The sequence below is a fragment of the Aeromonas sp. ASNIH5 genome (genome assembly GCF_002902865.1).
Taxonomy (GTDB): domain Bacteria; phylum Pseudomonadota; class Gammaproteobacteria; order Enterobacterales; family Aeromonadaceae; genus Aeromonas; species Aeromonas caviae.
Genome location: NZ_CP026122.1, coordinates 4,262,488 through 4,285,101, shown reverse-complemented (window position 1 = coordinate 4,285,101; position 22,614 = coordinate 4,262,488). Strand labels below are relative to the sequence as shown.

The following is a 22,614-nucleotide window of genomic DNA, read 5'->3' as shown; positions in this document are numbered from 1 at the left end:
CGTTAGAACCCGTTTAGGAGCGACCGCGAGAGGTCCGACACTCGGTGAAGTGCAGCCCAGACACCCGCATGTTCATGCATACATGAGGCTCCCTGGCTGCGCATGAACCTTGAGCACGACCCGGCAACCAGCTCATGCACCGGTTCCAGGTATTCACCAAGCGACATCTTCCCTTATCCCGGGTTGGCGGTTGACAGGATGGCAGCCCTTCCCATGATCGAGCCTCTTCATGCCAAGCGGATTACGCGACAACAACCTGAAAACACGCCGTCACCCTGTCTCTCCCGAGTGGACCTTGCTGGGCTGCGGCGCCCTGGGCGGCGTCTTCGCCTCCCTGTTGACCCAAAGCGGCCAAGCAACCCGCCTCCTGCTGCGCGAGCGCCATCGTGCCACCTTGCACCCCGGCGTCGACTTTACCTCACTTGAGGGGCATACCCAGCTCCTGGCCATCGAACGCGCCTTCATCGACAAGCCGGGCAGCATCAAACGCCTGCTGGTGATGACCAAGGCGGGGCAGGTGATATCGGCCCTCACTCCCCTGGTCGGGCAACTGGCGGCAGGGGTGCCCATCGTGCTGCTGCACAACGGCATGGGGATCGCCGATCAGGTGGTCGCACTCTTCCCCGACAATCCGGTGATCGCCGGCGTCACCAGCCATGGCGCCATGCAGAGCGGCCACTTCGTGTTCCGCCACACCGGCAAGGGGGAGACCTGGCTGGGCCCAATCAACGAAGCGGCCCGTGCCCATGCCCACCTCGCCGACGAGCTGGCCAGCGCCCTGGGTCAGGCCGGTTGGGATGAGCAGATCCTGACACGTCAGTGGCAGAAACTCGCCGTCAACTGCGCCATCAATCCCCTCACCGCGCTCTACAAGCTCAAGAACGGCGAATTGGCCGGTCCGCGTTTTGCCGATGCCCTGCAGCAAATCTGCGTGGAAGTGGCTGACGTCATGCGGGCCGAAGGTCAGCCCACCGGCAGCGAAGAGCTGCTGCGCCGCGTCATGATGGTGGTGGAGCTCACCGCCGACAATTACTCTTCCATGTATCAGGACATGGAACAGGGCCGCGAGACCGAGATCGAAGCCATCACCGGCTTCCTGCTGGGCAAGGCCGCCCTTCACGGTATCGCGGTGCCGGTCAATCAGGGCCTCTATCAGGCCGTCAAAGAGAAGCGCTGAGCAGAGCAGCTGGCAAGCAAGGAGTGCAGGATGAGCGTACTGGTACTGGTGGCCCCCGGGTCGGAAGAGATAGAGACGGTTGCCATCGTCGATACCCTGGTTCGGGGTGGCATCGATGTGGTGCTGGCCTCCTGCTGCCCCACAGGAGCGCGCCAGATCCGCGCCTCTCGCGGGGTGCAACTGGTGGCGGATTGCCATCTCGACGAGCTGACCACCCGTGACTTCGATGCCATGGTCGTGCCGGGCGGTCTGCCTGGCAGCGAAGTGATCCGCGACACCCCCCTCGCCATCGACCTGCTACGGGAGCAGGCAGGCCTCGGCCGCTGGCGCGCCGCCATCTGCGCCGCACCCGCCGTGGTACTGCACCATCACGGCTTGCTGGGGAATGCGAGCACCACCTGCCATCCGGGCTTTCAGGCCCGTCTGCCCGCGACACAATTGAGCACGGCGCGGGTCGTGACCGATGAAGCCCATCGCCTGATCACCAGCCTGGGCCCGGGTACCGCCATCGAGTTCGCCCTCGAGATAGTACGGGTACTGCGAGGTGACGAGGCAGCCCGTACGGTGGCCGGTCCCATGGTGTTGCCCCCTTCGGTGTTGCCATAATCGCATCAATCACTTCTCTGAAAACGGCAGAGCCCCCTTGTTTGGTCTATGTTGGCTGCTCTTGTGCTAGATAAAACAATCCGGGCTTCCCCGGCCTGGCACCGGCTGTTAACATGCGCCCCTTATGCCTGTTATGTGCTCTGGGGTGGCCGTCACGCCGCCCTGACCCTGCCCTGTGCGGCCTCTGCCGCCTGACTCCGGTTATGCCGACCGGCCGGTTTACCCGGCCATCAACAGCCAATCCAACCCTGTGATCCCCGCCATTTCCCCTGATTTGCGGGCCTGTGGCCATGGATCCTCAACGAGCGAGAAAATCCCCATGCTGGAACGTGCAAGACAAGAGTGGTTCTCCAACATACGGGGCGATCTGCTGTCGGGCATCGTCGTCGCCCTGGCGCTGATCCCGGAGGCCATCGCCTTCTCCATCATTGCGGGCGTCGACCCCAAGGTCGGCCTCTATGCCTCCTTCTGCATCGCCGTGGTCATCGCCTTCGTCGGCGGTCGTCCCGGCATGATTTCCGCCGCCACCGGCGCCATGGCACTCCTGATGGTGACCCTGGTCAAGGAACATGGCCTGCAGTATCTGCTGGCAGCCACCCTGCTCACCGGCCTCTTCCAGATAGCGGCGGGCTACCTCAGGCTCGGCAGCCTGATGCGATTCGTCTCCCGCTCCGTGGTGACCGGCTTCGTCAACGCCCTGGCCATCCTTATCTTCATGGCCCAGCTGCCCGAGCTCACCAACGTCACCTGGCAGGTCTACGCCATGACCGCGGCCGGGCTTGGCATCATCTATCTGTTCCCGCTCGTTCCCGTGGTGGGCAAACTGCTCCCCTCCCCCCTGCTGTGCATCGTCATCCTGACGGCGGTGGCCATCACCCTGGGCATCGACATCCGTACCGTGGGCGACATGGGTGAGCTGCCCGATACCCTGCCGGTCTTCCTCTGGCCCGACGTGCCCCTCAATCTGGAGACCCTGGCCATCATCTTCCCCTACTCAGCGGGGCTGGCGGTGGTGGGACTGCTCGAGTCCATGATGACGGCAGCCATCGTCGACGAGATGACCGACACTCCAAGCGATCGCAACCGCGAGTGCAAGGGTCAGGGGATCGCCAACATCGGCGCCGGTCTGCTGGGAGGCATGGCGGGGTGCGCCATGATTGGCCAGTCCGTCATCAACATCAAATCCGGTGGCCGCGGCCGCCTCTCCACCTTCGTGGCGGGGACCCTGCTCATCCTGATGGTGGTCTTCATGGATGAGTGGATCCGTCAGATCCCCATGGCAGCCCTGGTGGCCGTGATGATCATGGTCTCCATCGGCACGTTTTCCTGGGAGTCGGTACGCAACCTGAAGAGCCACCCCCTCTCCACCAACCTGGTGATGGTAACCACCGTCGCCGTGGTGGTCGCGACCCACAACCTGGCACTCGGGGTCTTCGTGGGGGTACTGCTCGCCTCCCTCTTCTTCGCCCACAAGGTTGCCCGCGTCATGCTGGTCAAGAGCGACAGCGAGCGCAGCGGCGCCGTGCGTACCTATCTGGTGCGGGGCCAGGTCTTCTTTGCCTGCGCCGAGCAGTTCCTGGCCGGTTTCGATTTCAGGGAGGAAGTGGAGAAGGTGGTCATCGACCTGACGCACGCCCACTTCTGGGACATCACCGCCATCACGGCCCTCGACAAGGTGGTCATCAAGTTCCGCCGTGAGGGGAAAGAGGTGGCGGTCATCGGCCTGAACGACGCCAGTGCCACCCTGGTCGATCGCTTTGCCATCCACGACAAACGCCAGGAGGGAGAGCCCCTGCTGGCCGAGCATTGATCCCGGCGCCCCCATGAGGGCGCTGCCTGCAAGCCATAAAAAAAGCCCGTCTCTCCCCATGAGATGGGCTTTTTTTGGGCTGTTGGATCACAGTCAACACACGCGCCTCGGCGCGCCCATCCCGAGCCGATGGGGCAATGCGGGGTCATGACCTGCCGTCAGGGTGCAAGAGGGGCCAGGAAAGCAGGAACAGGGTGCCGCCCCGCCCGCCGGATTGGCAGACCGCACTGCCGCCGTGGGCCTCGGCAATGGCCTTGACCACGGCCAGCCCGAGCCCGCTGCCGCCACTCTTGCGCGAGCGTGACGGATCCCCCCGGCGAAACGCCTCGAAGATATGGGCGGCGACCTCCTCGCTGATGCCGGGCCCTTCGTCTTCCACGCTCAGGATGCACTGGGTGCCAGAACGATGCAGGCGCACGGTCAGCATGCCCGGCACCGCGTGCTTCTGGGCATTTTCCAGCAGCGCCATCAGGGCCTGACGGATGCGAAGTGCATCGCAACAGACCCAGAGCTCGGCATCGAGCTCCCGCTTGAGGGTGAAACCGCTCGCGGCCAGAGGGGTGGCAAACGCCTCAAGCACCACGGCAAGCTCGTCGGCCAGCCTGATCGCCTCTCGTTGCAGCTCCAGGTGGCCGCTGTCGTTGAGACTGAGCACCCGCAAGTCTTCGATCAGGTGGGTCAATCCCTCCACCTGGCGCAGCAAACCTTCAAAGAGCGCACGCTCTGGCGGAAATACCCCTTCGGCCAGCCCCTGCAAGCGGCCACGCAAGATGGTCACCGGGGTGCGCAACTCGTGAGCGATGGCGGCATTCCAGAACTCCCGCTCACGGGTCATGCTTTGCAATCGCTCGGCCATGGTATTGAAGTCCCGCACCAGTTGCGCCGTCTCCCCGATCGCCTGTTCATCCAGCGGCACGCGCGCATCGAGTTTGCCCTCTGCCACCTCTCGCAGGCTGTTTGCCACCGAGTTGAGGGGAGTCAGGATGCGCCGAGAGAGGCGCACCGCCACGTACAGCGCCATCCCCAATGCAATGAGAATGGTCGAGCCAATCCAGATCATCTCGACCCTGGAGGGCATCCAGCTCTCGGAGATGCTGCCAGGCACATAGGTCACGGCAATGGCGTAGAACACATAGGTGCCGATCACCGCGAGGCAGATGATGCCGAGCGCCATCAGCCCCAGGGAGCGGATGATTTGCCTGCGCAGGCCGGGTGCCGATGTCACGCATCACCCCCGAAGCGATAGCCGACGCCCCAGACACTGGCGGGCACCCCCTGGATGCCCTGTGCCTCCAGCTTCTTGCGCAGCTTGCTGATGTGGCTGTCCACCGTGCGCTCCTGGGTATCCCCCTCCGGCAGGCAGTGGGTCAGCAGTTCGGCGCGGCTGAACACCCGCTTGGGTGCCCGCATCAGGGAGGCGAGCAACTTGAACTCGGTCAGGGTCAGATCCAGCACCTGCTGCCCCTCATCGCGGCAAATGCTGGCCTCGTGGCTCTCCAGATCGATCTGGAAGGGGCCGACCCGCAGCACCCGGGCCGTGGCCTGTTTTGCTGCCTGGCTGCGTCTGAGCACCGCCTGTACCCGGGCCACCACTTCGGCCGGGTTGAAGGGTTTGACCACATAGTCATCCGCCCCCATGCGCAGCCCCATCAGCTTGTCGAGGTCCTGATCCAGGGCGGTGAGCATGATCACCGGCGTGTCGCCACGGGCCCGGATCTCGCTGAGCACCTGCCAGCCATCGAGCTGCGGCATCTGCACATCCAGCAACAGGAGATCGGGTTTGCATGTCTGGTGCATGGCCAGGGCTGCGCGGCCATCGGCGGCATGCAGGGTGCGCAATCCGTGGCGTTGCAGGTAAGCGGCGAGGATGTCGGCTATCTCGGCTTCATCCTCTGCAATCAGTACCAGTGACTGGGCCGCCGGGTTGGCGGAAGCAGGAAGATACGACATGGTCGGACTCGAAAATGGTGGGCTTGAACTTTATCACCGCCTCCATGGATTCTCCACAAAGCCTCGAATCATTCGCAATAGCCCCTCTCCATAATGCCCGCTCGATGTGCTCTCGCGGCAACACCATGCCCGGGAGGCGGTTTAACGAGGTGAATATGATGTTTGTCAAACAGCGGTATGCGGGCACCCTGCTCGCCGTCATTGCCGCATTCGGGTTGGCAGGTTGCGATGGGGCGACGCAAGCGCAAGATGCGCCGACCCTTCCTCAGGTGTCGGTGATGACGCTGGCAGGTCAGGACCTGGTCATCAGCGAGGATCTGCCCGCCCGGGTAGCCGCGGTGCGCAGCGCCGAAATTCGGGCCCAGATCAGCGGCATCGTGCAGCGCCGCCTGTTCGAGCAGGATGCCGAAATCGGCGCAGGCACCGTGCTGTTCCAGATAAATCCGGCCCCCTTCAAGGCAGATGTCGACAGCGCCGCCGCAGCATTGCAGCGGGCCCAGGCCGTGCTGGCCCGCGCCCGTATCCAGATTGACCGTCTGGTGCCGCTGCTGCGCACCGAGGCCATCAGCCGCCAGACCTATGACGATGCCGTCTCCCAGCGGGATCAGGCGGCCGCCGACGTGGCTCAGGCTAGGGCGACTCTGGCCCGGCACCAGCTGAACCTGCAATTTGCCAGCGTGGAAGCCCCCATCGCCGGGCGCATCGATCAGGCACTGGTGAGTGAAGGGGCCCTGGTGTCCCCCACCGACGCCACCCCCATGGCCAGGATCCAGCAGATCGATCAGGTCTACGTCGATGTCCGTCAACCGGCCTCTGTGCTGGACACCCTGCGCCAGCAGGCTGGCTCGACGGCACCGGAACTGGCGGTGGACATCCTCGGCAGCGACGGCAAGCCGCTCGGCATGCAGGGGCACATCCTCTTCTCCGGCATCGAGGTGGATGCCGGTACCGGTGACGTACTGCTGCGGGTACTGGTGGACAACCCGGAGCGGCGGCTCTTGCCCGGCCTCTACGTACAGGCGCGCATTCCCCGTGCCCGCTATGCCAACGCCCTGAGCGTGCCTCAGCAGGCGGTGGTGCGCACATCGGGCCAGACCAGCGTATGGGTGGTGGATGGCCAGGGGCAGGCACAACTGGTTCCGGTCAACACTGCTGAACTGGTGAATAGCCAGTACCGCATCACGTCCGGGCTCAACGCCGGACAGCGGGTGGTGATCGAGGGGATCGACCGCCTGACCCCGGGGACGCAAGTCATTGCCCATCCCTGGCAATCCCCCGCAGTCAGCCAGCAGGCTGACGCCGGTAACCGTTGAATCGGAGACATTTCATGCCGCAGTTTTTCATTCATCGCCCGGTGTTTGCCTGGGTGATCGCCCTCTTCATCGTGCTGGCGGGGGTCATCGCCATCCCCAAGCTGCCCATCTCCCGCTATCCCTCGGTGGCGCCGGTGTCGGTGACCCTCTATGCCACCTATCCGGGCGCCACGCCGCAGACCCTGAATGATGCGGTGGTGAGCCTGATCGAGCGCGAGCTGTCGGGGGTGAAGAACCTGCTCTACTTCGAGTCATCGGTAGATGCCTCCGGCAGCGCGCAGATCACCGCCACCTTCAAGCCGGGCACCGATCCGGAGCTGGCCCAGATGGACGTGCAAAACCGCATCAAGGCGGTCGAGCCTCGCTTGCCACAGGCGGTGCGGCAAACCGGCCTGCAGGTGGAGTCCGCCTCGTCCGGCTTTCTGATGATGGTCGGCATGACTTCACCGGATGGCCGCTTCGATGAGGTCGCGCTGAACGACTACATGGCGCGCAATATCGTGCAGGAGCTGCGCCGCATCGACGGCGTGGGGCGAGTGCAGCTGTTCGGCGCCGAGCAGGCCATGCGCATCTGGGTGGATCCGGGCAAGCTCGCCGCCTACGGGTTGACCATCAGCGAGGTGGCGCAGGCCATTGAGCAGCAGAACGTGCAGATTGCACCGGGGCGCCTCGGCGACGAACCCGCCCTGCCTGGCCAGCGACTGACGGTTCCCCTCACGGTAGAGGGGCAACTGACCACTCCCGAGGCGTTCGCCGCCATCGTGCTGCGGGCCGGAAGTGATGGCGCCAAGCTGGTGCTGGGTGACGTGGCCCGGGTCGAGCTGGGGGCGCAATCCTACGCCTTTTCCAACCGCGAGAACGGGGTGGCTGCCACCAGCGCCGCCATCCAGCTCTCCCCCGGCGCCAACGCCGTGCGCACCGCCGATGCGGTGCGCACCCGTCTCGCTCAGCTCGCCCCCACTCTGCCGGCGGGCATGGCCTATTCGATCCCGTTCGACTCGGCCCCCTTCGTCAAGGTCTCCATCGACAAGGTGATCCATACCCTGCTGGAAGCCATGGTGCTGGTGTTCCTGGTGATGTTCCTCTTCCTGCAGAACCTGCGCTACACCCTGATCCCGGCCATCGTCGCCCCCATAGCGCTGCTTGGCACCTTCGCGGTGATGCTGCTCGCCAGCTTTTCCATCAACACCCTCACCATGTTCGGCATGGTGCTGGCCATCGGCATCATCGTCGACGACGCCATCGTGGTGGTGGAGAACGTCGAGCGCCTGATGGCCACCCAGGGGCTATCGCCCCGAGAGGCGACATCGCGGGCCATGAAGGAGATCACCGGGGCGGTGATCGGCATCACTCTGGTGCTCACGGCGGTGTTCATCCCCATGGCGTTCGGCAGCGGCTCCGTGGGGGTCATCTACCAGCAGTTCACCCTGTCGATGGCGGTGTCAATCCTGATTTCCGCCTTCCTGGCCCTGACCCTGACGCCGGCGCTCTGCGCCACCCTGCTGCGTACGATCAGCCCGGATCACCATGAGAAGCGCGGTTTCTTCGGCGCCTTCAACCGGGGCGTCGAGCGGCTCACCGCAGGCTACGGCGTTCGGGTCACCCGGCTGGTCGGGCGCAGCGGACGCATGATGGCTACCTTCGCCGCCCTCTGCGCCGTGCTGGCCATTGCGGCCACCCAGCTGCCCTCCTCCTTTCTGCCGGACGAGGATCAGGGCTACTTCATGACCTCCATCCAGTTGCCGACCGGCGCCACCAGCGAGCGCACCCTGGCCGTCATCAAGGAGTTCGAGGCCCATGTGGCCTCTCGCGAGGCGCTCGACACCAACCTGGTGGTGCAGGGCTTCAGCTTCTCCGGCGCAGGCCCCAATGCCGCCATGGCCTTCACCATGCTCAAAGAGTGGGACCAGCGTCATGGTGCCACGGCTGCCGAAGAGGCTGAGCTGGCACAGGCCGCCATGGCCAACAGCAAGGAAGGCACCGTGATGAGCCTGCTGCCGCCCGCCATCGACGAACTGGGCACCTCTTCCGGTTTCACGCTCTTCCTGCAAGACAGGGCCAACCAGGGGGAGGCCGCGCTGCTGGCCGCCCAGGCGCAACTGCTGGCACTGGCGGCCCAAAGCGAAGTGGTGAGCGATGTCTATCCCGACAGCCTGCCCCCCGGCGAGAGCATTCACCTCGAGATCAACCGGCAGAAGGCCGAGGCCATGGGACTCTCGTTCACCAGCGTGAGCAGCACCCTGTCGGCGGCGATGGGATCGCTCTATATCAACGATTTCCCCAACGGCGGGCACATGCAGCAGGTCATCCTGCAGGCCGACGCCAAGGCGCGCATGCAGCTCGATGACGTACTCGGCCTGCGGGTGCGCAATGCCAGCGGCGGCATGGTGCCCCTGCGGGAGGTGGTGACGCCGACCTGGCGCCAGTCGCCGCAACAGATGATGCGCTTCGAGGGCTTCCCCGCCGTGCGTCTCTCCGGGAGTGCCGCCCCCGGGGTGTCCAGTGGCGCCGCGATGGCGGAAATGGATCGCCTGGTGGCGCAATTGCCGCCAGGCTTCGCCCTGGCCTGGACGGGACAGTCGCTGCAGGAGCGCCAGTCGGCGGCCGAGGCCCCCCTGCTGATGCTGCTGTCGGCGCTGGTGGTCTTCCTGGTGCTGGCCGCGCTCTACGAGAGCTGGTCCATTCCGCTCTCCGTGATGCTGGTGGTTCCCCTGGGCCTGCTCGGCGCCGTGGCGGCGGTGATGCTGCGCGGCATGCCCAACGACGTCTTCTTCAAGGTGGGCATGATCACCATCATCGGTCTGTCGGCCAAGAACGCCATCCTCATCGTGGAGTTTGCCCGCCAGTTGCACGGCGAAGGGCGCTCGCTGCTTGACGCTGCGGTGACCGCCGCCCGCCTGCGCCTGCGCCCCATCCTGATGACGTCGCTCGCCTTCACCCTCGGCGTGGTGCCGCTGATGCTTGCCAGTGGTGCCAGCGCGGAGACCCAGCATGCCATCGGCACCGGCGTGTTCGGCGGCATGATCAGCGGCACCCTGCTGGCCATCTTCTTCGTGCCGGTCTTTTTTGTCTTCGTCATCGGCACCCAGACGCGCATTCAGGCCTGGCGGACACAGCGAGCACAGCACCGATCATGCTGACCGCTGCGCGGGTTTGCTGGCCCTGAGGAGGCGATGATCATGCAATGCATGCCTGGCACCATTTTGCGTTCCTTCGAAGAGGATGAGCGCGCCATGGTGCCGGGCCTGTGGTTCATGGCCGGTGCTGCGGGGCGACCCTATCGCGGGTTGCCTCTCCAAGATTTGTGACCAGCCCTCCGTCGCCGGTGCATCCTTGGTCTTCTCCAAGATGGCGATCTGCTATCTGGCACAGGGGGCTTGCACCATCCCGGGTCGGTGCCGACCCAGCAGGAACCCGGCCTCAGCATCGCTCTGACGGCCGACTCCCTTGGCCTCATCGACTGCATGCTGTCTGCCATCACCAGTCAAGGCTGGACACTCCTGGTGCTTGAACCGCTGGAGAGGCCCCCGCAATGTTGATGACAGCCTGAGTCTCATTCAACACACTATGAAATCGAAGTCAATTTAAGTGTTACTCAGAAATCGACACATCGCAATCACCTCAGATACATTGCAGATCTACTCCGATACTTTCCCTCTGATCGTCAGCCTCAAGAGAAAAAGAAAATAATCCATTAAAAACAACACCATGAACTCTTTTCATTTAAAGATAACTCTTTCTTGCACATCCCATCAGCTGGTCATCAGGACACGCTTTCTGTGATTTGAAACACAAACTTTGATCATCACAGGGGATAAGCATTGCATTGGAAATCGATTTCAAGAAAATGAAGCCAGCATGATTTGTCTTGGCATCGATTGCATAGCGTCTGTTTGAGTCTTGACGGTTCATCGCGGTGGATATTTTTCCCATTGATTGGAGTGGTCAGTATGAATGCATCAAAAAAAGGACTTTTGGCGTCGTTGATCGCCGCTGCCCTGCTTGGCGGGTGTGGTGGGGCCGATAATATCGACTCGAATAGTGGCAACACCGGTGGTAATAACGGTGGCGACAACGGTGGCACCACGCCCCCTGGCGACAGCACCCTGATCCTGTTCGGGGTCGGTGCCAATGGGGGTACAACCCCCAGCATCCAGTCAGAGAAGGACAACTGGAGCTTGCAACCGGTCACCGCTTCTCCCGTCGCCATGACCAGCATCAGCGCCGTGCTCATCAACAATGCCGGTACCGATGACACCGCCGATGTGCAGGTAGCCGGTGACGGAGATGGCACCTTCATGCTCAAATCCGCCACCCCTCTGAACCTGAGCAAATACGCCTCCGGTTTCATCGAGTTCCAGCTGCGGACCAAGAGCAAGGTGCCGGAAGTGCTCAATGCCTCCATCGACAACGAATATCCCAACCGCAGCAGCCTGCCCATTGCCAGCGCCCTGACCGGTTCGGGCGACTGGGAAACGCTCACGCTGCCCATCAACTGCATGAAGCCCTTCCCCGGTGCCACGGCCATCAACCTCGCCACTGTGGGCACACCGTTCCACCTGGCCACCAAAGAAGCCTTCAACTACGAAATCACCAACATCAAGTACCTGCTCACCACCTCGGCCAAGCCCGTTGTCGACCCGGTCACCTGTGAAGCGCCTGGCGGTGCTACCGACCCGGGCACAGACCCAGGCACCGACCCGGGAACCGATCCCGGTACCGATCCTGGCACCGATCCAGGTACCAATCCGGACACAGGCTCCGGCGTCAACAATGCCCCCGCGCTGGTAGCCACCGATGCCGCACTCTACTACTCCGGTGACAAGAGCCAGGCCCAGGACCGCAGCGCCGATTACCCGGCAGCCAGCTTCGGCGGCACCCTGACCGATGAAAACCAGGTCATCACCATGGACCTGCCAGGCAATGGCGCCGCCTTCCTCGGGACCGACAGCGCCAATGGGGATCTCTCCGCCTATCAGGACGGCGCCATGCTGCTCGACCTGAAAGTCTCCAGCTACGGTGACTCCCCCAACATCCAGATCCGCATGGACGGTACCGCAGGCCCGGACTTTGGCACCTTCTTCACCATGGACAGCAACATCGTGCCCGATGACGACACCTGGTACCGCTGCATCCTGCCGGTCGCCTCTCTCATTCCTGCGGCCAACACAGGCTCGGTGCAAAAGGCGCTCTACCTGAGCGGGGCCTGGGACTCCATGGCCGGTCTGCGCTTCGCCTTCACCAACGTGGCCCTGAAAACAGCCATCCCGGCAGATTTTGACAGCAATCAGCCCTGTCAGCAGATCAGGTGACAAGGCATTGAATCTTCGAGAAATCGATTGAAAATAATTTTCTACGGATTGGAGCAATAAGATGAAATTGAAGTCACTCGCCTTGTTTGTCGGGGCATGTTGCGGGCTGGCAGTGCCCGCAGTATCGAATGCCGCCGAGAGTTTTGGCTTCCACGGTTATATTCGTGCCGGCTCGATGTTTGACGCCAAGGACAACTTCGCCAAGGCGGGGTACGAATATGAGATGGACAAGACCATGGGGCGCCTGGGCTCCGAGCTGGACAACAGCTGGGAAGCGGGCCTGAACAAGTTGTGGGATCTGGGCAGCAACAAGTCGGTCAACATCCACTTCAAGGTGGAGTCCGATGCCGACGGCCTGCAAACCCGTGCCGCGCCTCGCGAAAGCGGTGTGTCAGAAACCTATGTGGAGCTGGGTGGCATCACCCCGACCGGGACCATGTGGGGCGGCCTGCGCTATTACGACCGCGAGAACTACATCTGGACCACCGACTATTTCTACACGGACTACTCGGGAACCGGCGTCGGCATCAAAGCCATGGAGATGGCGGGTGGCAAGTGGGACTTTGCCTATATCAACAGCAACGACACCAGCCACTCCGACCGCGCCAATGGCACTGAAGCCACCATGCACACCCTCCACACTAGCGCCCTCTACGGTGCCTGGGACATGGAGATCGCACTCAAGCAGATGCCCAGCAACGAGTTCACCGGCGACAACAAGCAATATGCCACCAAGGGGGCAGAAGGAACCGTCATCTATTCCCGCGACGACTTCTTCTTCATGCCGGGCGGCTTCTCCAAGTTCATCGCCCAGGCAGGACGTGGGCTGGGTTCAGGGGACTTGCTGGGTGCCAACCTGACCAATACCGCCATGTATCGCAAGGGCTCCCTGTATCAGAAGACACTGCAGGACAAGGCGGATGGCTATAAACCCTACCAGTCCAAGGTGATGGAAGGCGATCAATCCTACCGCCTCTTCCTCTGGGGTGGCTGGTATGGCGCCAATATTCATCTGCTACCGACCCTCTCCTACCAGTACAACGACTACGAGCTGGGTGGCCATGACTCCTGGTATGCCGCATCTCTGCGCCCGGTATTCCCGATCAATGAGTTCTTCTCCATCCAGACGGAAGTCGGATATGTGAAAAACAACCTGATCATCGACAACGTCGAACGGGGTGGCACCTCTCACAAGGTCAGCATAGTGCCGACCTTCACCGTCAATACCGGCATGGGGCCCTCACCGGAGATCCGCATTCTGACGACCTATGTCGATCACAACAACGAGACCCCCTGGCAGGAAGACCGGGAAGATTTCCTGGTCGGTGTACAGGCGGACATGTGGTGGTAGGTTAGGTCGCGATACTTATCTGCACTATAATCTCGGGTCCCTTGGGGGGCCCGCATTGCATACGAGGAAACACGATGAAGGGAACGAAGCAGTGTCTGCCTTTCCTGGTCAGTCTGCTGATGGCCGGATGCGCCGGCATGGGCCCGGAGCATTCGCCAGGATCGGCAGTCTCCGCCCTGCAGCAACAGGTTGAGCAAGGTCGGGAACAATTGTCGAACAAGGTGGCGGTCGAGTCGTTCAAGGAACTTCGCTTCCAGTCCCTCGGGCAGGAGAGCCGCTGGATCGATGTGAGCACCGACAGCCAGGTCTATGCATTTGATTCAGGCAAAAGCTATGTAATGGCCTTCTCGCTGCCCGAAGTCAGCCAGGCAACTCGCGTCAAAATAACCATTCCGGTCGACTATACCGTCTTCCTGCCCAGCATCCTGTTGCTGGACGAGCAATACAACGCCGTTCAAACCATTCCCGGTTCCACATTCAGTTATGACGGTCGTTCGTTAATTTCAGGGCAGAACATTCAGGGGGAATTCACCATTCCGGCCCCCATTGGCAGCGCTCGGGCCGCCTATATGGTGATCTATTCCACGGCGAAGGACATGCAGGGCAGTACCCGGCTCAACCCGGACGATCTCCAGCGCGCCATGCAATATGATCGCACCACGGATGTCGCCCGCCTCATCAATGTGGAAGTGCCTCACTCTGCGACCGGACGCCTATATTTGACGCTGGACGCAGAGCCCGCTGCAAATGCGACGCAGATCGCAAAAACCATATCGCCCGTGATGGTCTCACCAGATAAATCGTTGGGTGAACTGGATTATTATCAGCATATTCGCACTGCCGTTCAGAGCAAAAACTATGAGCAGGCGCTCGCCTGGGTCAAAGCCGCCGAGCAAGCCGGTTTTACCAAGGCAAAAGAGGTCTTTTTTGCCGCCCAGCAGTAGCATTCCCTCCCCTGGCAAGGCGCATCATCGCTTGTCACCACCAGGGGAAACGGGTATCCTAACTTGCTGATTTATTAAGAAGATATTCATATAACACTGGCCATGACCAGGGGTTTTCACAGTCGAGTACGGAGGGGGGATGTCGAAGTCAGCTCAGGAGAAAAAAGCCACTGTCTATGATATCGCCCGCCGAGCCGGTGTCTCGGCAAGCACTGTATCCCGGATATTGAACGGCTCGGCCAAAGTGGCCGCAGATAAACGTCAGGCGGTGGAAGATGCCATTCAGGAATTGAATTTTCGTCCCAACCTGATGGCGCAATATTTGAAAACGGGTCAGTCCATGACCCTGGGTGTTTTGACCCAACATGTGGAGAGTCCATTTTCCAACGAAATGTTGCGGGGTGTTGAACACACTCTTCAGGGCATGGAGTATGTGCCGCTGATTGTCAGTGGTCACTGGAATGCGGAAGAAGAAGTTGAGCGGTTGCGCCTGCTGGTGGCCCGGCGGGTTGATGGCCTTATTATTTTGACCGGCCACGTCAATCAGCAAACACTGCTCGAGTTTTCCCAGCAAATACCGATTGTGGCCACAGGTCACAATATCATGACCGAGCGGGTACACTCCTTCAGCATCAATAACCGGCTGGGTGGCTACATGGCGACTCGCTATTTATTGGATCTGGGTCATCGTGACATCGCCCATATCGTCGGTTTGCCGGATCATAACGATGCCATCGAGCGTCATCATGGCTATCGCCAGGCCCTGGTGAGCGCAGGTATTGAATATGACCCCTCCCTGGTCATCCAGGGGGATTTCGCCGAAGTCGGCGGGCTCAATGCCGTCAAGAAGCTGGTGGAGAGCGGCCGGAAATTCTCCGCCATCTTCTGCGCCAACGATCAGACCTGTTACGGTGCCATTCTGGGGCTCAAGCAGTGCGGCTTGCGGGTGCCTGAGGATGTCTCGCTCATCGGTTTTGACGACCTGCCCTTCTCTACTTATTCCAACCCGCCATTGACCACGGTACGTCAGCCCATCTACGAGATGGGTGTCAAGATGGTCAAGACTCTGTTGGGTTTGATCGAGAACACGGAGCTGAACTCGGACGAACTGCCCGAATTGAGCATTGTGGTGCGTGATACCACACTGCCGTACAAGGGGTGAACACAGACCGGGGCGGTTCCCTGGGCAGCATCAGATCACAGCATCAGCGCAAAGCGGCCTTCGGGCCGTTTTTCTTTTGTTTGCCGCCTGCCCAGCGAATGACTTGCCCCTGCCGCGTCTTCCACTTTGACTCTCTGACATAGCACAGAGACCACACACAACCTGGCGTCCCTCTTCTGCCGGCCCCCAATCCGGCCTGGCCCGATGACACCAGCCAAAGCCTGGCAATCACAACCCGATGACCCCGGTCGACCCGAATGAAACAAGGCGCCTGAAGGCGCCTTGGGGAGTGTGCAGATCCCTGCGGGAGCAGGGCCACCGTCAAGGCGCTGCGAAGGGGGATTCCGTCCCGGTGGCCGCGCTGGTTGCCAGCGTGGGGAGAGGCTCGTCCGCTTCACACAGACTGGCTCTTCTCGTGGCCGCCTTCTGGGGGGGATACCAGCTTGCCAACCCCTGCTGGATGCGCGCGGCGGCGGCTTCCGGCGTCATGGTGCCGAGCACCACGGATTGCGATACCTCCGCAAGCTCTGTGGTAAGCGACGGCTCACCCCGGGTGAGGAACTGCGCCCCCAGACGCAAGGTGGAATCGCAGGTATCCCGCCAGCCCATCATGGTGCTCGCCACCGGATCCTTGAGCTCGAAGAAGTGGTTGGAGAGGGAGAAAAAACCGGGCACCGAATTGGAGAAACGCTCGGCAAAGTCGGCGCTTGCCATCCACTCCACCAGTTTCAGGGCGGCCTCCTTGTTCGGGCTGGCGGCATTGATGCCGATCCCCATGTCGGTGTGATCGGTGAAATAGCAGGTGTCCCCCTCCCGCGCGACGGGGGGCGGGAAGGCACCAAAATTGACCTTGCCGGTGAACTGGGCCAGCGACCAGGAGCCCGCCACTATCATGGCGGCCTTGCCCGCAGCAAAGGCATCCACCGCCTGTGCTTCGGTGGCATCGGCAGGATGGTCCCCTATGTAGGGCCGCCAGCTCGCCAGCTCACGAAACGCCGCCACATAAGGGGCATCGGTCACTCGCGCCTGACCGTTGATCAGCGCCAGGCGGCCATCTTCCCCATGCCAGTAATTGGGACCGATGTTCTGATAACCAAGCTCGGAGACCACCCAGCTGTCGTGAGCCGCCAGTGCCAGCGGCAGATAGCGGCCATCCTGCTTCACCTTCTCCAGCACGGCGAAGAAGTCGGCACGGGTTCGCGGCGGTGTCAGCCCAAGGGCGTTGAAGATATCGACATTGAAGTAGAAACCCTGGATCACGGAGGCAATGGGCAGGCAGAAGGTCTGGGCCCCGGAGTCGGTCTGCCAGGCGGCCTTGGCAAAGCTCGGGAAGTTCTCCATCCCGGGCAGGTCCGTCAGATCCAGCAGATGCCCCTGCTGGAACAGCCGCAGGGACTGATCATAAGGACGGCAAGTGATGAGATCCCCTGCCTTCCCCGCCGCCAGCCGCTCGGCAAGCTCCCGATCGTAATCCGCCGAGCGCTGCGAATGCAGCTTAAGGGTGATCTCGGGATGGATCGCCTGAAAACGGGGTAGAAACTGCTCCTTCCAGAGCGCCTCGTCATCCACGCGCCAGGTTTCCAGCACCAGCTCCTGGGATACCGCCGCCGTACTCAGCCCCCAGACCAGCAGGGCACTCACAGATTTCCACATCGCCTCTCTCCTACACCTTGAAACGGGCCACCAGACTCTGCTGCTGGCTAGCCAGCCCCGACAACACCTCACCACTGCTCGCCGATACCCGGGACGCCTGCTCGGTCTCGTGAGCCACGTCTGCGATGGCCGCCACGTGCTGGGCCACTCCCTGACTCACCGAAATCTGCTCCGCTGCGGCATAAGCCATGTGATCCGCAATCTCCTTGATGGCCTCCATGCGCGAGGCGATCCCCCCCAGGGCACTCTCGACATCCCGGGTCTGCTGCACACTCTGCTGGGTCTGCTCATGGCTCTGGGCCATCACGCTCGCCACATCGCGGGCGCATCCCTGCAGGTTGTCGATCATCACCTGGATCTCCTGGGTCGCCCCTTGTGAACGGGTAGCCAGCGCCCGCACCTCCTCGGCCACCACCGCAAAGCCCCGCCCGGCCTCCCCGGCACGGGCCGCTTCGATGGCCGCATTGAGGGCCAGCAGGTTGGTCTGTTCAGCCATGCCACGGATCACCTCGAGAATGTTGCCAATGTTGCTGCTGTAGCCTTCGAGCTTGCGGGTGATCGCCATGGCCCCGGCGATGTCGGTCGCCAGTTGCTCGATGCCATCCCGATTGGCCTGCATCAGATGACGTCCGAGCCGGCTCTCGTCATTGGCCTCCCCCACCTCCCGACGAACATGATCGCTCGAGCGCGCCACTTCGGTCGCACTGGTCTCCAGCTCGAAGATGGCGGCCGCCACCTGATCGGTCTGAGCCTTCTGCGCCTGCACCTGCGACATCACCTGCTCGCCGATCTCTGCGGTCTTGCGCGTCTCGCTCACCAGGTACTCAGAGCCGGTCTGGACCTCCATCAGAAGCGTCTTGGTGTGGTGGGCCAGCTGGTCGATGGAGTTCGCGACCTCACCAAGCTCGTTCCTGGCGGGGTAGCGAACCCGCAGCGTCATGTCCCCTTGTGCCATCAGACCGAGAACCCGATTGATCCGCACCAGCGGCACCTGGATGCTGCGGGCCGTACTCCAGGCAACAATGAGGGCGATGAGCACGGAACACAGGGCCACCATCACGATCCAGGTGCGGGCGCTGTCAACCGCGACGTCGGCACTCAGCCTGTCCTCCTGCATGCTCTGGTTGCTGATGGCGATAAGCCTGTCCAGGACCTCCCCCAGTTGCTGGCTCTGCGCCTCCTGCTGTTCACGCAAGCCATGGAGTTGCTGGCTGATTTGCTGACGGCGCACCAGGGTGGCAATCAGCCCCTTGTCGCCAAATACAAGTTGGGGAATGTGCGCCACATGGCGGGTGAACCTGGCCTTGACGTCATCGGGGACAACAATCCGCTCCAGACGCTGGTTCGCAATGTCGATGTCTTTGGCCAGCACCCCCTGTAGCGCCACCAGATCCGTGTTGCCGTCGGCACGCAGGATCAGCTTGAGATCCCGTGCAATACCGCTGGTGATGAGCTCCGCCTTGTTCTGCAAAGAGCGCCGCCCCGCCGTGTAACGCACCAGCAGGTCTGCCGCCGAACGGTAGTTGTCGTCCAGGTGCAGCAGCTCGCTCCGCATCCGTGCGAGCACCCGCTCCAGCTCGACTGACTCTTCGTGCAGGCTCATCAACTGCTCAGAGAGGGTAAACAGCCGGGGGGCCTGGTCGGTAACCCGGGCGAGTTGCCGCTCACTCTCGGTATCGAGTGTCAGGGCCGCGAATGCCTTGATGTGCTGCTCATAGCGGACCTTGTCATGGGCAACACGCTGACGGGACTCGGGAAACGCCGACGTCTCCCGGATGGCGAGATGCGCCAGGCTGTCCCTGTCAGCCATCAGCAACGCGGCACGCAGCCGGCTGGCGGTCAGGGCCTGAGGCGTCGCCTCCTCGGTCACCTGCTGGAAACGACCGTGAATGGAGGTCGTCTTCAGATAACTGATGGCCCCGAGCAATAGCAACAGGACCAGCAGCAGCGTAAAGCCCAATCTGATCCGCTGTACGATCGACATCCTTCTCTCCCACCTCTCCCTCCGCATCGGGGCGGAGCCGGTTATCAAGGCACCAGGAGCCCGACAGGCATCCTGGTGCATCTGGCTGACGGCTTATCGACTCAACCTGCCCTGGCAATCGAGCCTGACCACTTCCCCTGAGGCCCCCAGCAGAGAAGCCGGTACCCAGCGTACGGTCGCCATGTCGATACGCGCCTGTCCACTGGTGCCCAGGATGAAGGGGGTATTGACCTTCGCGAAGTCCATGCCCTCTTCGAGGCAGCGCAGGGGCAGACTCAGGGTCACCCACTTCTGCGGGGGCAACTGGCGCAAGGCCGGAGCAATCTCGATAGACTTGCCGCAGGGCCAGCCACACTGCAGCCCCAGCGTCATGTCCCCCGCTGGTGCCTGCTGCACCCGCAGCGTCACCTGCAGCTCGCTCTCTCCCTTCAGGTAGGTGCGACGGTCCGCCCCCTTGACCTGGGTGGTCTGCAACTGGATCGTGGCCCCGGAGTCGACACCCGGCTTGTCCGCCCCGAGGAAGGTGACCGCTCGCGCATCCTGCTGGCGCAGGTAGTCGATGGGCTGAACCTTGATGAAGGTCATCTCGGTCACGCTGTTGCCGGAGACTTCAGTCCCCGTCCAGTTGCTGGCATCCCCCATGCGCAGACGGTGTTCTTCACCCGCCTTTGGCCCGAACAGCTCGAGCACCTTGTCAGCGGCGCTCAGTTTGGCGGGGTCGCTCTCGTTGCAGCCGAAGGTACGATTATCCAGGGTCAGGGTATTGAGGTTGCTGACCCGGGCCGCCACAGGGGAAGGCTTGCCGTAGCTGAGCCCGTAGCCATAGGGGAAGAGCGGTGCGTACTCACCCGCTGGATCCTGCTCGAAGGCTGGACGCTGCCAGCCCGGGATATGGGTGGGCGTGCGATTGATGGTGGTGGCGCACTTGCTGAAGGGCCACGAGAAGGAGAGGCGTCCCTGGAAGTCATGGGCCACCTTGCCCTTGGCATCCCTGAACAGCAGATCGGTGATCCCCTCCCCCTCGGTGCCCGGCAGCCAGGCGGCGACAAAGGCGGAAGAGAGATTGAGCTCCTCATTGACGTAGAGCGGACGTCCGGAGAAAAGCACGGTCACCACGGGGATGCCGGCCGCCTTCAGCCGCTTGAGGGTCAACAGGTCCTCGTGATAGCTGCTCTTGAGATCCCCATAGGCAAGGGTCTTGTTGTCAGGAATGTCGCCGAACCACTCGGCATAGGGATCCTCCCCCATGACCAGGATGGCGACATCGGGCTTGGCTCCCGCAAACTCACCGGATCCCGTGCTCACCTGCACATGATCCGCACCGACGGTGGCGGTCACCGCATCCAGCACGCTCTGGGCACCGGGGAAATCACCGCGCCCGTTTTCGCTGCCTTGCCAGGTCAGGCTCCAGCCCCCCACCTGCTTGCCCAGATCGTTGGCGGCGCTCCCAGCCACCAGCACCCGGCTCTGCCGGCTCAGGGGCAGGATCCTGCCCTCGTTCTTGAGCAGCACCAGCGACTTGCGTACCGCCTCCCGGGCCAGCGCCTTGTGCGTCACGGCACCAAGTTCACCCTGCTTGCCCGCCAGCTCACGGGCCGACGGCATGGGTTTCTCCCACAGCCCGGCCCGCATCTTGACCCGCAGGATACGCGTCACGGCATCGTCGATCCGGCTCATCGGGATCTGTCGGCTCGCCACGCCATCGAGCAGGCTCTGGCGAAACTCCATCCAGTCCTTGCGCGCCGTGACCATGAAGATGTCGACCCCGGCCAGCACCGCAGGCAGGCAGCTCCCCATGGTGCAACCGGCGATCTCGCTGTGACCGTTCCAATCAGAGACGACAAGGCCATCAAAGCCCATCTTGCCCTTGAGCACGTCGGTCAGCAGATAGCGGCTGCCGTGCAGCTTGCCGTTGTACTCAACCCCGTCCTCTGGCAGCACATCGCGGTTGAGCTCGTTGTGCCAGCTGTTGAACGAAGCCATCACCACCTGGGCACCGGCATCCAGCCCCGAGAAGTAGCCCACCGCGTGCAGGTTGCGCAGGTCCTCTTCCGAATAGAAGTTCTGACCCCGGTCGACCCCGTTCAGGGTGCCGCCGTCCCCCACGAAGTGTTTCACGTTCGAGATGACATGGCGCTGGCCGCGCAGATCCGTCGTGGAACCTTGCAGGCCACGCACCATCTCGCCAGCATAGTGATAGACGATGGTGGGATCTTCGGAATAGCCCTCATAGGTCCGGCCCCAGCGATCATCCCTCGGCACCGCCACCGTCGGGGCGAAGGTCCAATCCAGCCCGGTGGCGGCCACTTCCCGCGCCGTCACCTGGCCGATACGGTAGATGAGATCCGGATCCCGCGCCGCCCCCAGGCCGATATTGTGCGGGAACAGGGTCGCCGCGAAGACGTTGTTGTGGCCGTGCACCGCATCGGTCGCCCACATGAAGGGGATGCGATACCCCCTGCCCTCAAAGCCCGCTTCCGCCGCCTGCCAATAGGTGTCGGCCTGGTGTGCCCAGTCCTGGGCCGACGCGTGTTTGTTGTTGCCGGGCCAGCCCCCTCCCCCGTTGAGGACGGAGCCAATCTTGTAGCGCGTCACCTCCTCAGGTGTCACTTCACGAAAGTCGGGCTGGATCATCTGGCCAACCTTCTCCTCCAGGGTCATCCGGGAGAGCAGAGCCTGGATCTGATGCTCCATCCCCTCGTCCCTGGCAATGGCGCTGTGGATCTGCGGCCAGGTGGAAAAATAGGGCATGGTCGACAACTCATCCGCCATCCCGGCACTCCAGATGCCGCAGCCCACGAATAGGCAGGTCATAGACCTGGTGAGACCTGTAGTTTTACGCATTTTCCTTATGACTCTCCGGATGTTCTCGTTCATCGCCTGGACTCATCGTTCATGGCGAGTCGTCTTGAAAAACAGTCAAATTTGAAATCGATTGCAAGAATATTAAATGGTAAACAGAAATCTCTTCGTCATTCCAGCAGTATCTTTGTCATGCCATGACAAAGATCCCGCAGAAAGAGAAAATAGTGATGCAACTCACAAACTCGGGGGCGTGCATCATCAGCAGAATACCCAGGAAGGAACAGAGAGAACGGGTAGACTCATGTCAGGAAAATCAACAAAATAAAATTAAAACAATAATTTAAATGCAATCCACCACATTGATTTGCCGCATGAGCTGCCTGGAACGACACCGATATGGCCAAACGACTGGGGAGTCAGAGGAATGTTGAAAGGATTCAATGGAATTCAATTCAAGTGCATGAATATATCAATAAACGAAAATTTGCCGTCTCCATCACATTTCATAAAAGCAAACTTGATCTGCCAAAAAATTTACTGTTACCTG

14 protein-coding genes are annotated in these 22,614 nt (G+C 61.9%); 9 read left to right on the top strand and 5 right to left on the bottom strand.

The window, feature by feature from the left end:
* Positions 1-229: 229 nt before the first annotated feature.
* The 3 genes from C2U30_RS20255 to C2U30_RS20245 all read left to right on the top strand — a co-directional run bounded on the left by C2U30_RS20255 (position 230) and on the right by C2U30_RS20245 (position 3,593).
* Positions 230-1,177, top strand: a complete 948-nt coding sequence (locus C2U30_RS20255) for a ketopantoate reductase family protein (RefSeq protein ID WP_039040714.1) — start codon at positions 230-232, stop codon at positions 1,175-1,177.
* A 30-nt stretch (positions 1,178-1,207) separates the two neighbouring features.
* Positions 1,208-1,783 carry a DJ-1 family glyoxalase III gene (locus tag C2U30_RS20250; RefSeq protein ID WP_052816332.1) on the top strand — a complete coding sequence of 192 codons (576 nt, stop codon included), beginning with the start codon at positions 1,208-1,210 and terminating at the stop codon, positions 1,781-1,783.
* 319 nt (positions 1,784-2,102) lie between these two features.
* On the top strand, positions 2,103-3,593 hold the full coding sequence (locus tag C2U30_RS20245) for a SulP family inorganic anion transporter (protein ID WP_103244416.1): 1,491 nt from the start codon (positions 2,103-2,105) through the stop codon (positions 3,591-3,593).
* Between the two features lie 145 nt (positions 3,594-3,738).
* On the opposite strand, the gene C2U30_RS20240 is transcribed toward C2U30_RS20245, so the two are convergent.
* Together C2U30_RS20240 and C2U30_RS20235 are read right to left on the bottom strand one after the other, a co-directional pair.
* Complete coding sequence (locus C2U30_RS20240) at positions 3,739-4,818, bottom strand: ATP-binding protein (protein ID WP_103244415.1); 1,080 nt, start codon at positions 4,816-4,818, stop codon at positions 3,739-3,741.
* Positions 4,815-5,543, bottom strand: a complete 729-nt coding sequence (locus tag C2U30_RS20235; RefSeq protein ID WP_103244414.1) for a response regulator — start codon at positions 5,541-5,543, stop codon at positions 4,815-4,817. Before C2U30_RS20235 ends, C2U30_RS20240 begins: the two co-directional genes overlap by 4 nt.
* A gap of 155 nt (positions 5,544-5,698) precedes the next feature.
* On the opposite strand from C2U30_RS20235, the gene C2U30_RS20230 reads away from it, so the two are divergent.
* The 6 genes from C2U30_RS20230 (at position 5,699) to C2U30_RS20205 (ending at position 15,625) form a co-directional block, all read left to right on the top strand.
* On the top strand, positions 5,699-6,856 hold the full coding sequence (locus C2U30_RS20230; protein WP_199767304.1) for an efflux RND transporter periplasmic adaptor subunit: 1,158 nt from the start codon (positions 5,699-5,701) through the stop codon (positions 6,854-6,856).
* 14 nt (positions 6,857-6,870) lie between these two features.
* Entirely contained in the window at positions 6,871-9,996 is a 3,126-nt protein-coding gene (locus C2U30_RS20225; RefSeq protein WP_103244413.1) for a multidrug efflux RND transporter permease subunit, read from the top strand.
* 810 nt (positions 9,997-10,806) lie between these two features.
* A complete protein-coding gene (locus C2U30_RS20220) occupies positions 10,807-12,168 on the top strand; it encodes a putative glycoside hydrolase (RefSeq protein ID WP_134997563.1) in 1,362 nt (453 codons plus the stop codon).
* A gap of 61 nt (positions 12,169-12,229) precedes the next feature.
* Complete coding sequence (locus C2U30_RS20215) at positions 12,230-13,519, top strand: carbohydrate porin (RefSeq protein WP_039041336.1); 1,290 nt, start codon at positions 12,230-12,232, stop codon at positions 13,517-13,519.
* A 74-nt stretch (positions 13,520-13,593) separates the two neighbouring features.
* Entirely contained in the window at positions 13,594-14,463 is an 870-nt protein-coding gene (locus C2U30_RS20210; protein ID WP_103244412.1) for a MalM family protein, read from the top strand.
* Positions 14,464-14,602: 139 nt separating this feature from the next.
* A complete protein-coding gene (locus tag C2U30_RS20205) occupies positions 14,603-15,625 on the top strand; it encodes a LacI family DNA-binding transcriptional regulator (RefSeq protein ID WP_041201452.1) in 1,023 nt (340 codons plus the stop codon).
* A gap of 321 nt (positions 15,626-15,946) precedes the next feature.
* Here the strand turns inward: C2U30_RS20205 and C2U30_RS20200 are convergent, their stop codons facing one another.
* The 3 genes from C2U30_RS20200 to C2U30_RS20190 all read right to left on the bottom strand — a co-directional run bounded on the left by C2U30_RS20200 (position 15,947) and on the right by C2U30_RS20190 (position 22,076).
* Positions 15,947-17,278 carry an ABC transporter substrate-binding protein gene (locus C2U30_RS20200; RefSeq protein WP_103244411.1) on the bottom strand — a complete coding sequence of 444 codons (1,332 nt, stop codon included), beginning with the start codon at positions 17,276-17,278 and terminating at the stop codon, positions 15,947-15,949.
* 10 nt (positions 17,279-17,288) lie between these two features.
* Positions 17,289-19,262 (bottom strand): methyl-accepting chemotaxis protein, encoded by a 1,974-nt coding sequence (locus C2U30_RS20195; RefSeq protein WP_158654934.1) that lies wholly within the window; start codon positions 19,260-19,262, stop codon positions 17,289-17,291.
* A 93-nt stretch (positions 19,263-19,355) separates the two neighbouring features.
* Entirely contained in the window at positions 19,356-22,076 is a 2,721-nt protein-coding gene (locus C2U30_RS20190; RefSeq protein ID WP_233720995.1) for a glycoside hydrolase family 3 protein, read from the bottom strand.
* Positions 22,077-22,614: the final 538 nt, after the last annotated feature.

Excerpts from the sequence above, each read along its gene's own strand:
- C2U30_RS20255 (WP_039040714.1), top strand. The coding sequence starts at position 230 with ATGCCAAGCGGATTACGCGACAACAACCTGAAAACACGCCGTCACCCT.
- C2U30_RS20250 (WP_052816332.1), top strand. The coding sequence starts at position 1,208 with ATGAGCGTACTGGTACTGGTGGCCCCCGGGTCGGAAGAGATAGAGACG.
- C2U30_RS20245 (WP_103244416.1), top strand. The coding sequence starts at position 2,103 with ATGCTGGAACGTGCAAGACAAGAGTGGTTCTCCAACATACGGGGCGAT.
- C2U30_RS20235 (WP_103244414.1), bottom strand. The coding sequence starts at position 5,543 with ATGTCGTATCTTCCTGCTTCCGCCAACCCGGCGGCCCAGTCACTGGTA.
- C2U30_RS20230 (WP_199767304.1), top strand. The coding sequence starts at position 5,699 with ATGATGTTTGTCAAACAGCGGTATGCGGGCACCCTGCTCGCCGTCATT.
- C2U30_RS20225 (WP_103244413.1), top strand. The coding sequence starts at position 6,871 with ATGCCGCAGTTTTTCATTCATCGCCCGGTGTTTGCCTGGGTGATCGCC.
- C2U30_RS20220 (WP_134997563.1), top strand. The coding sequence starts at position 10,807 with ATGAATGCATCAAAAAAAGGACTTTTGGCGTCGTTGATCGCCGCTGCC.
- C2U30_RS20215 (WP_039041336.1), top strand. The coding sequence starts at position 12,230 with ATGAAATTGAAGTCACTCGCCTTGTTTGTCGGGGCATGTTGCGGGCTG.
- C2U30_RS20210 (WP_103244412.1), top strand. The coding sequence starts at position 13,594 with ATGAAGGGAACGAAGCAGTGTCTGCCTTTCCTGGTCAGTCTGCTGATG.
- C2U30_RS20205 (WP_041201452.1), top strand. The coding sequence starts at position 14,603 with ATGTCGAAGTCAGCTCAGGAGAAAAAAGCCACTGTCTATGATATCGCC.
- C2U30_RS20200 (WP_103244411.1), bottom strand. The coding sequence starts at position 17,278 with ATGTGGAAATCTGTGAGTGCCCTGCTGGTCTGGGGGCTGAGTACGGCG.
- C2U30_RS20195 (WP_158654934.1), bottom strand. The coding sequence starts at position 19,262 with ATGTCGATCGTACAGCGGATCAGATTGGGCTTTACGCTGCTGCTGGTC.
- C2U30_RS20190 (WP_233720995.1), bottom strand. The coding sequence starts at position 22,076 with ATGACCTGCCTATTCGTGGGCTGCGGCATCTGGAGTGCCGGGATGGCG.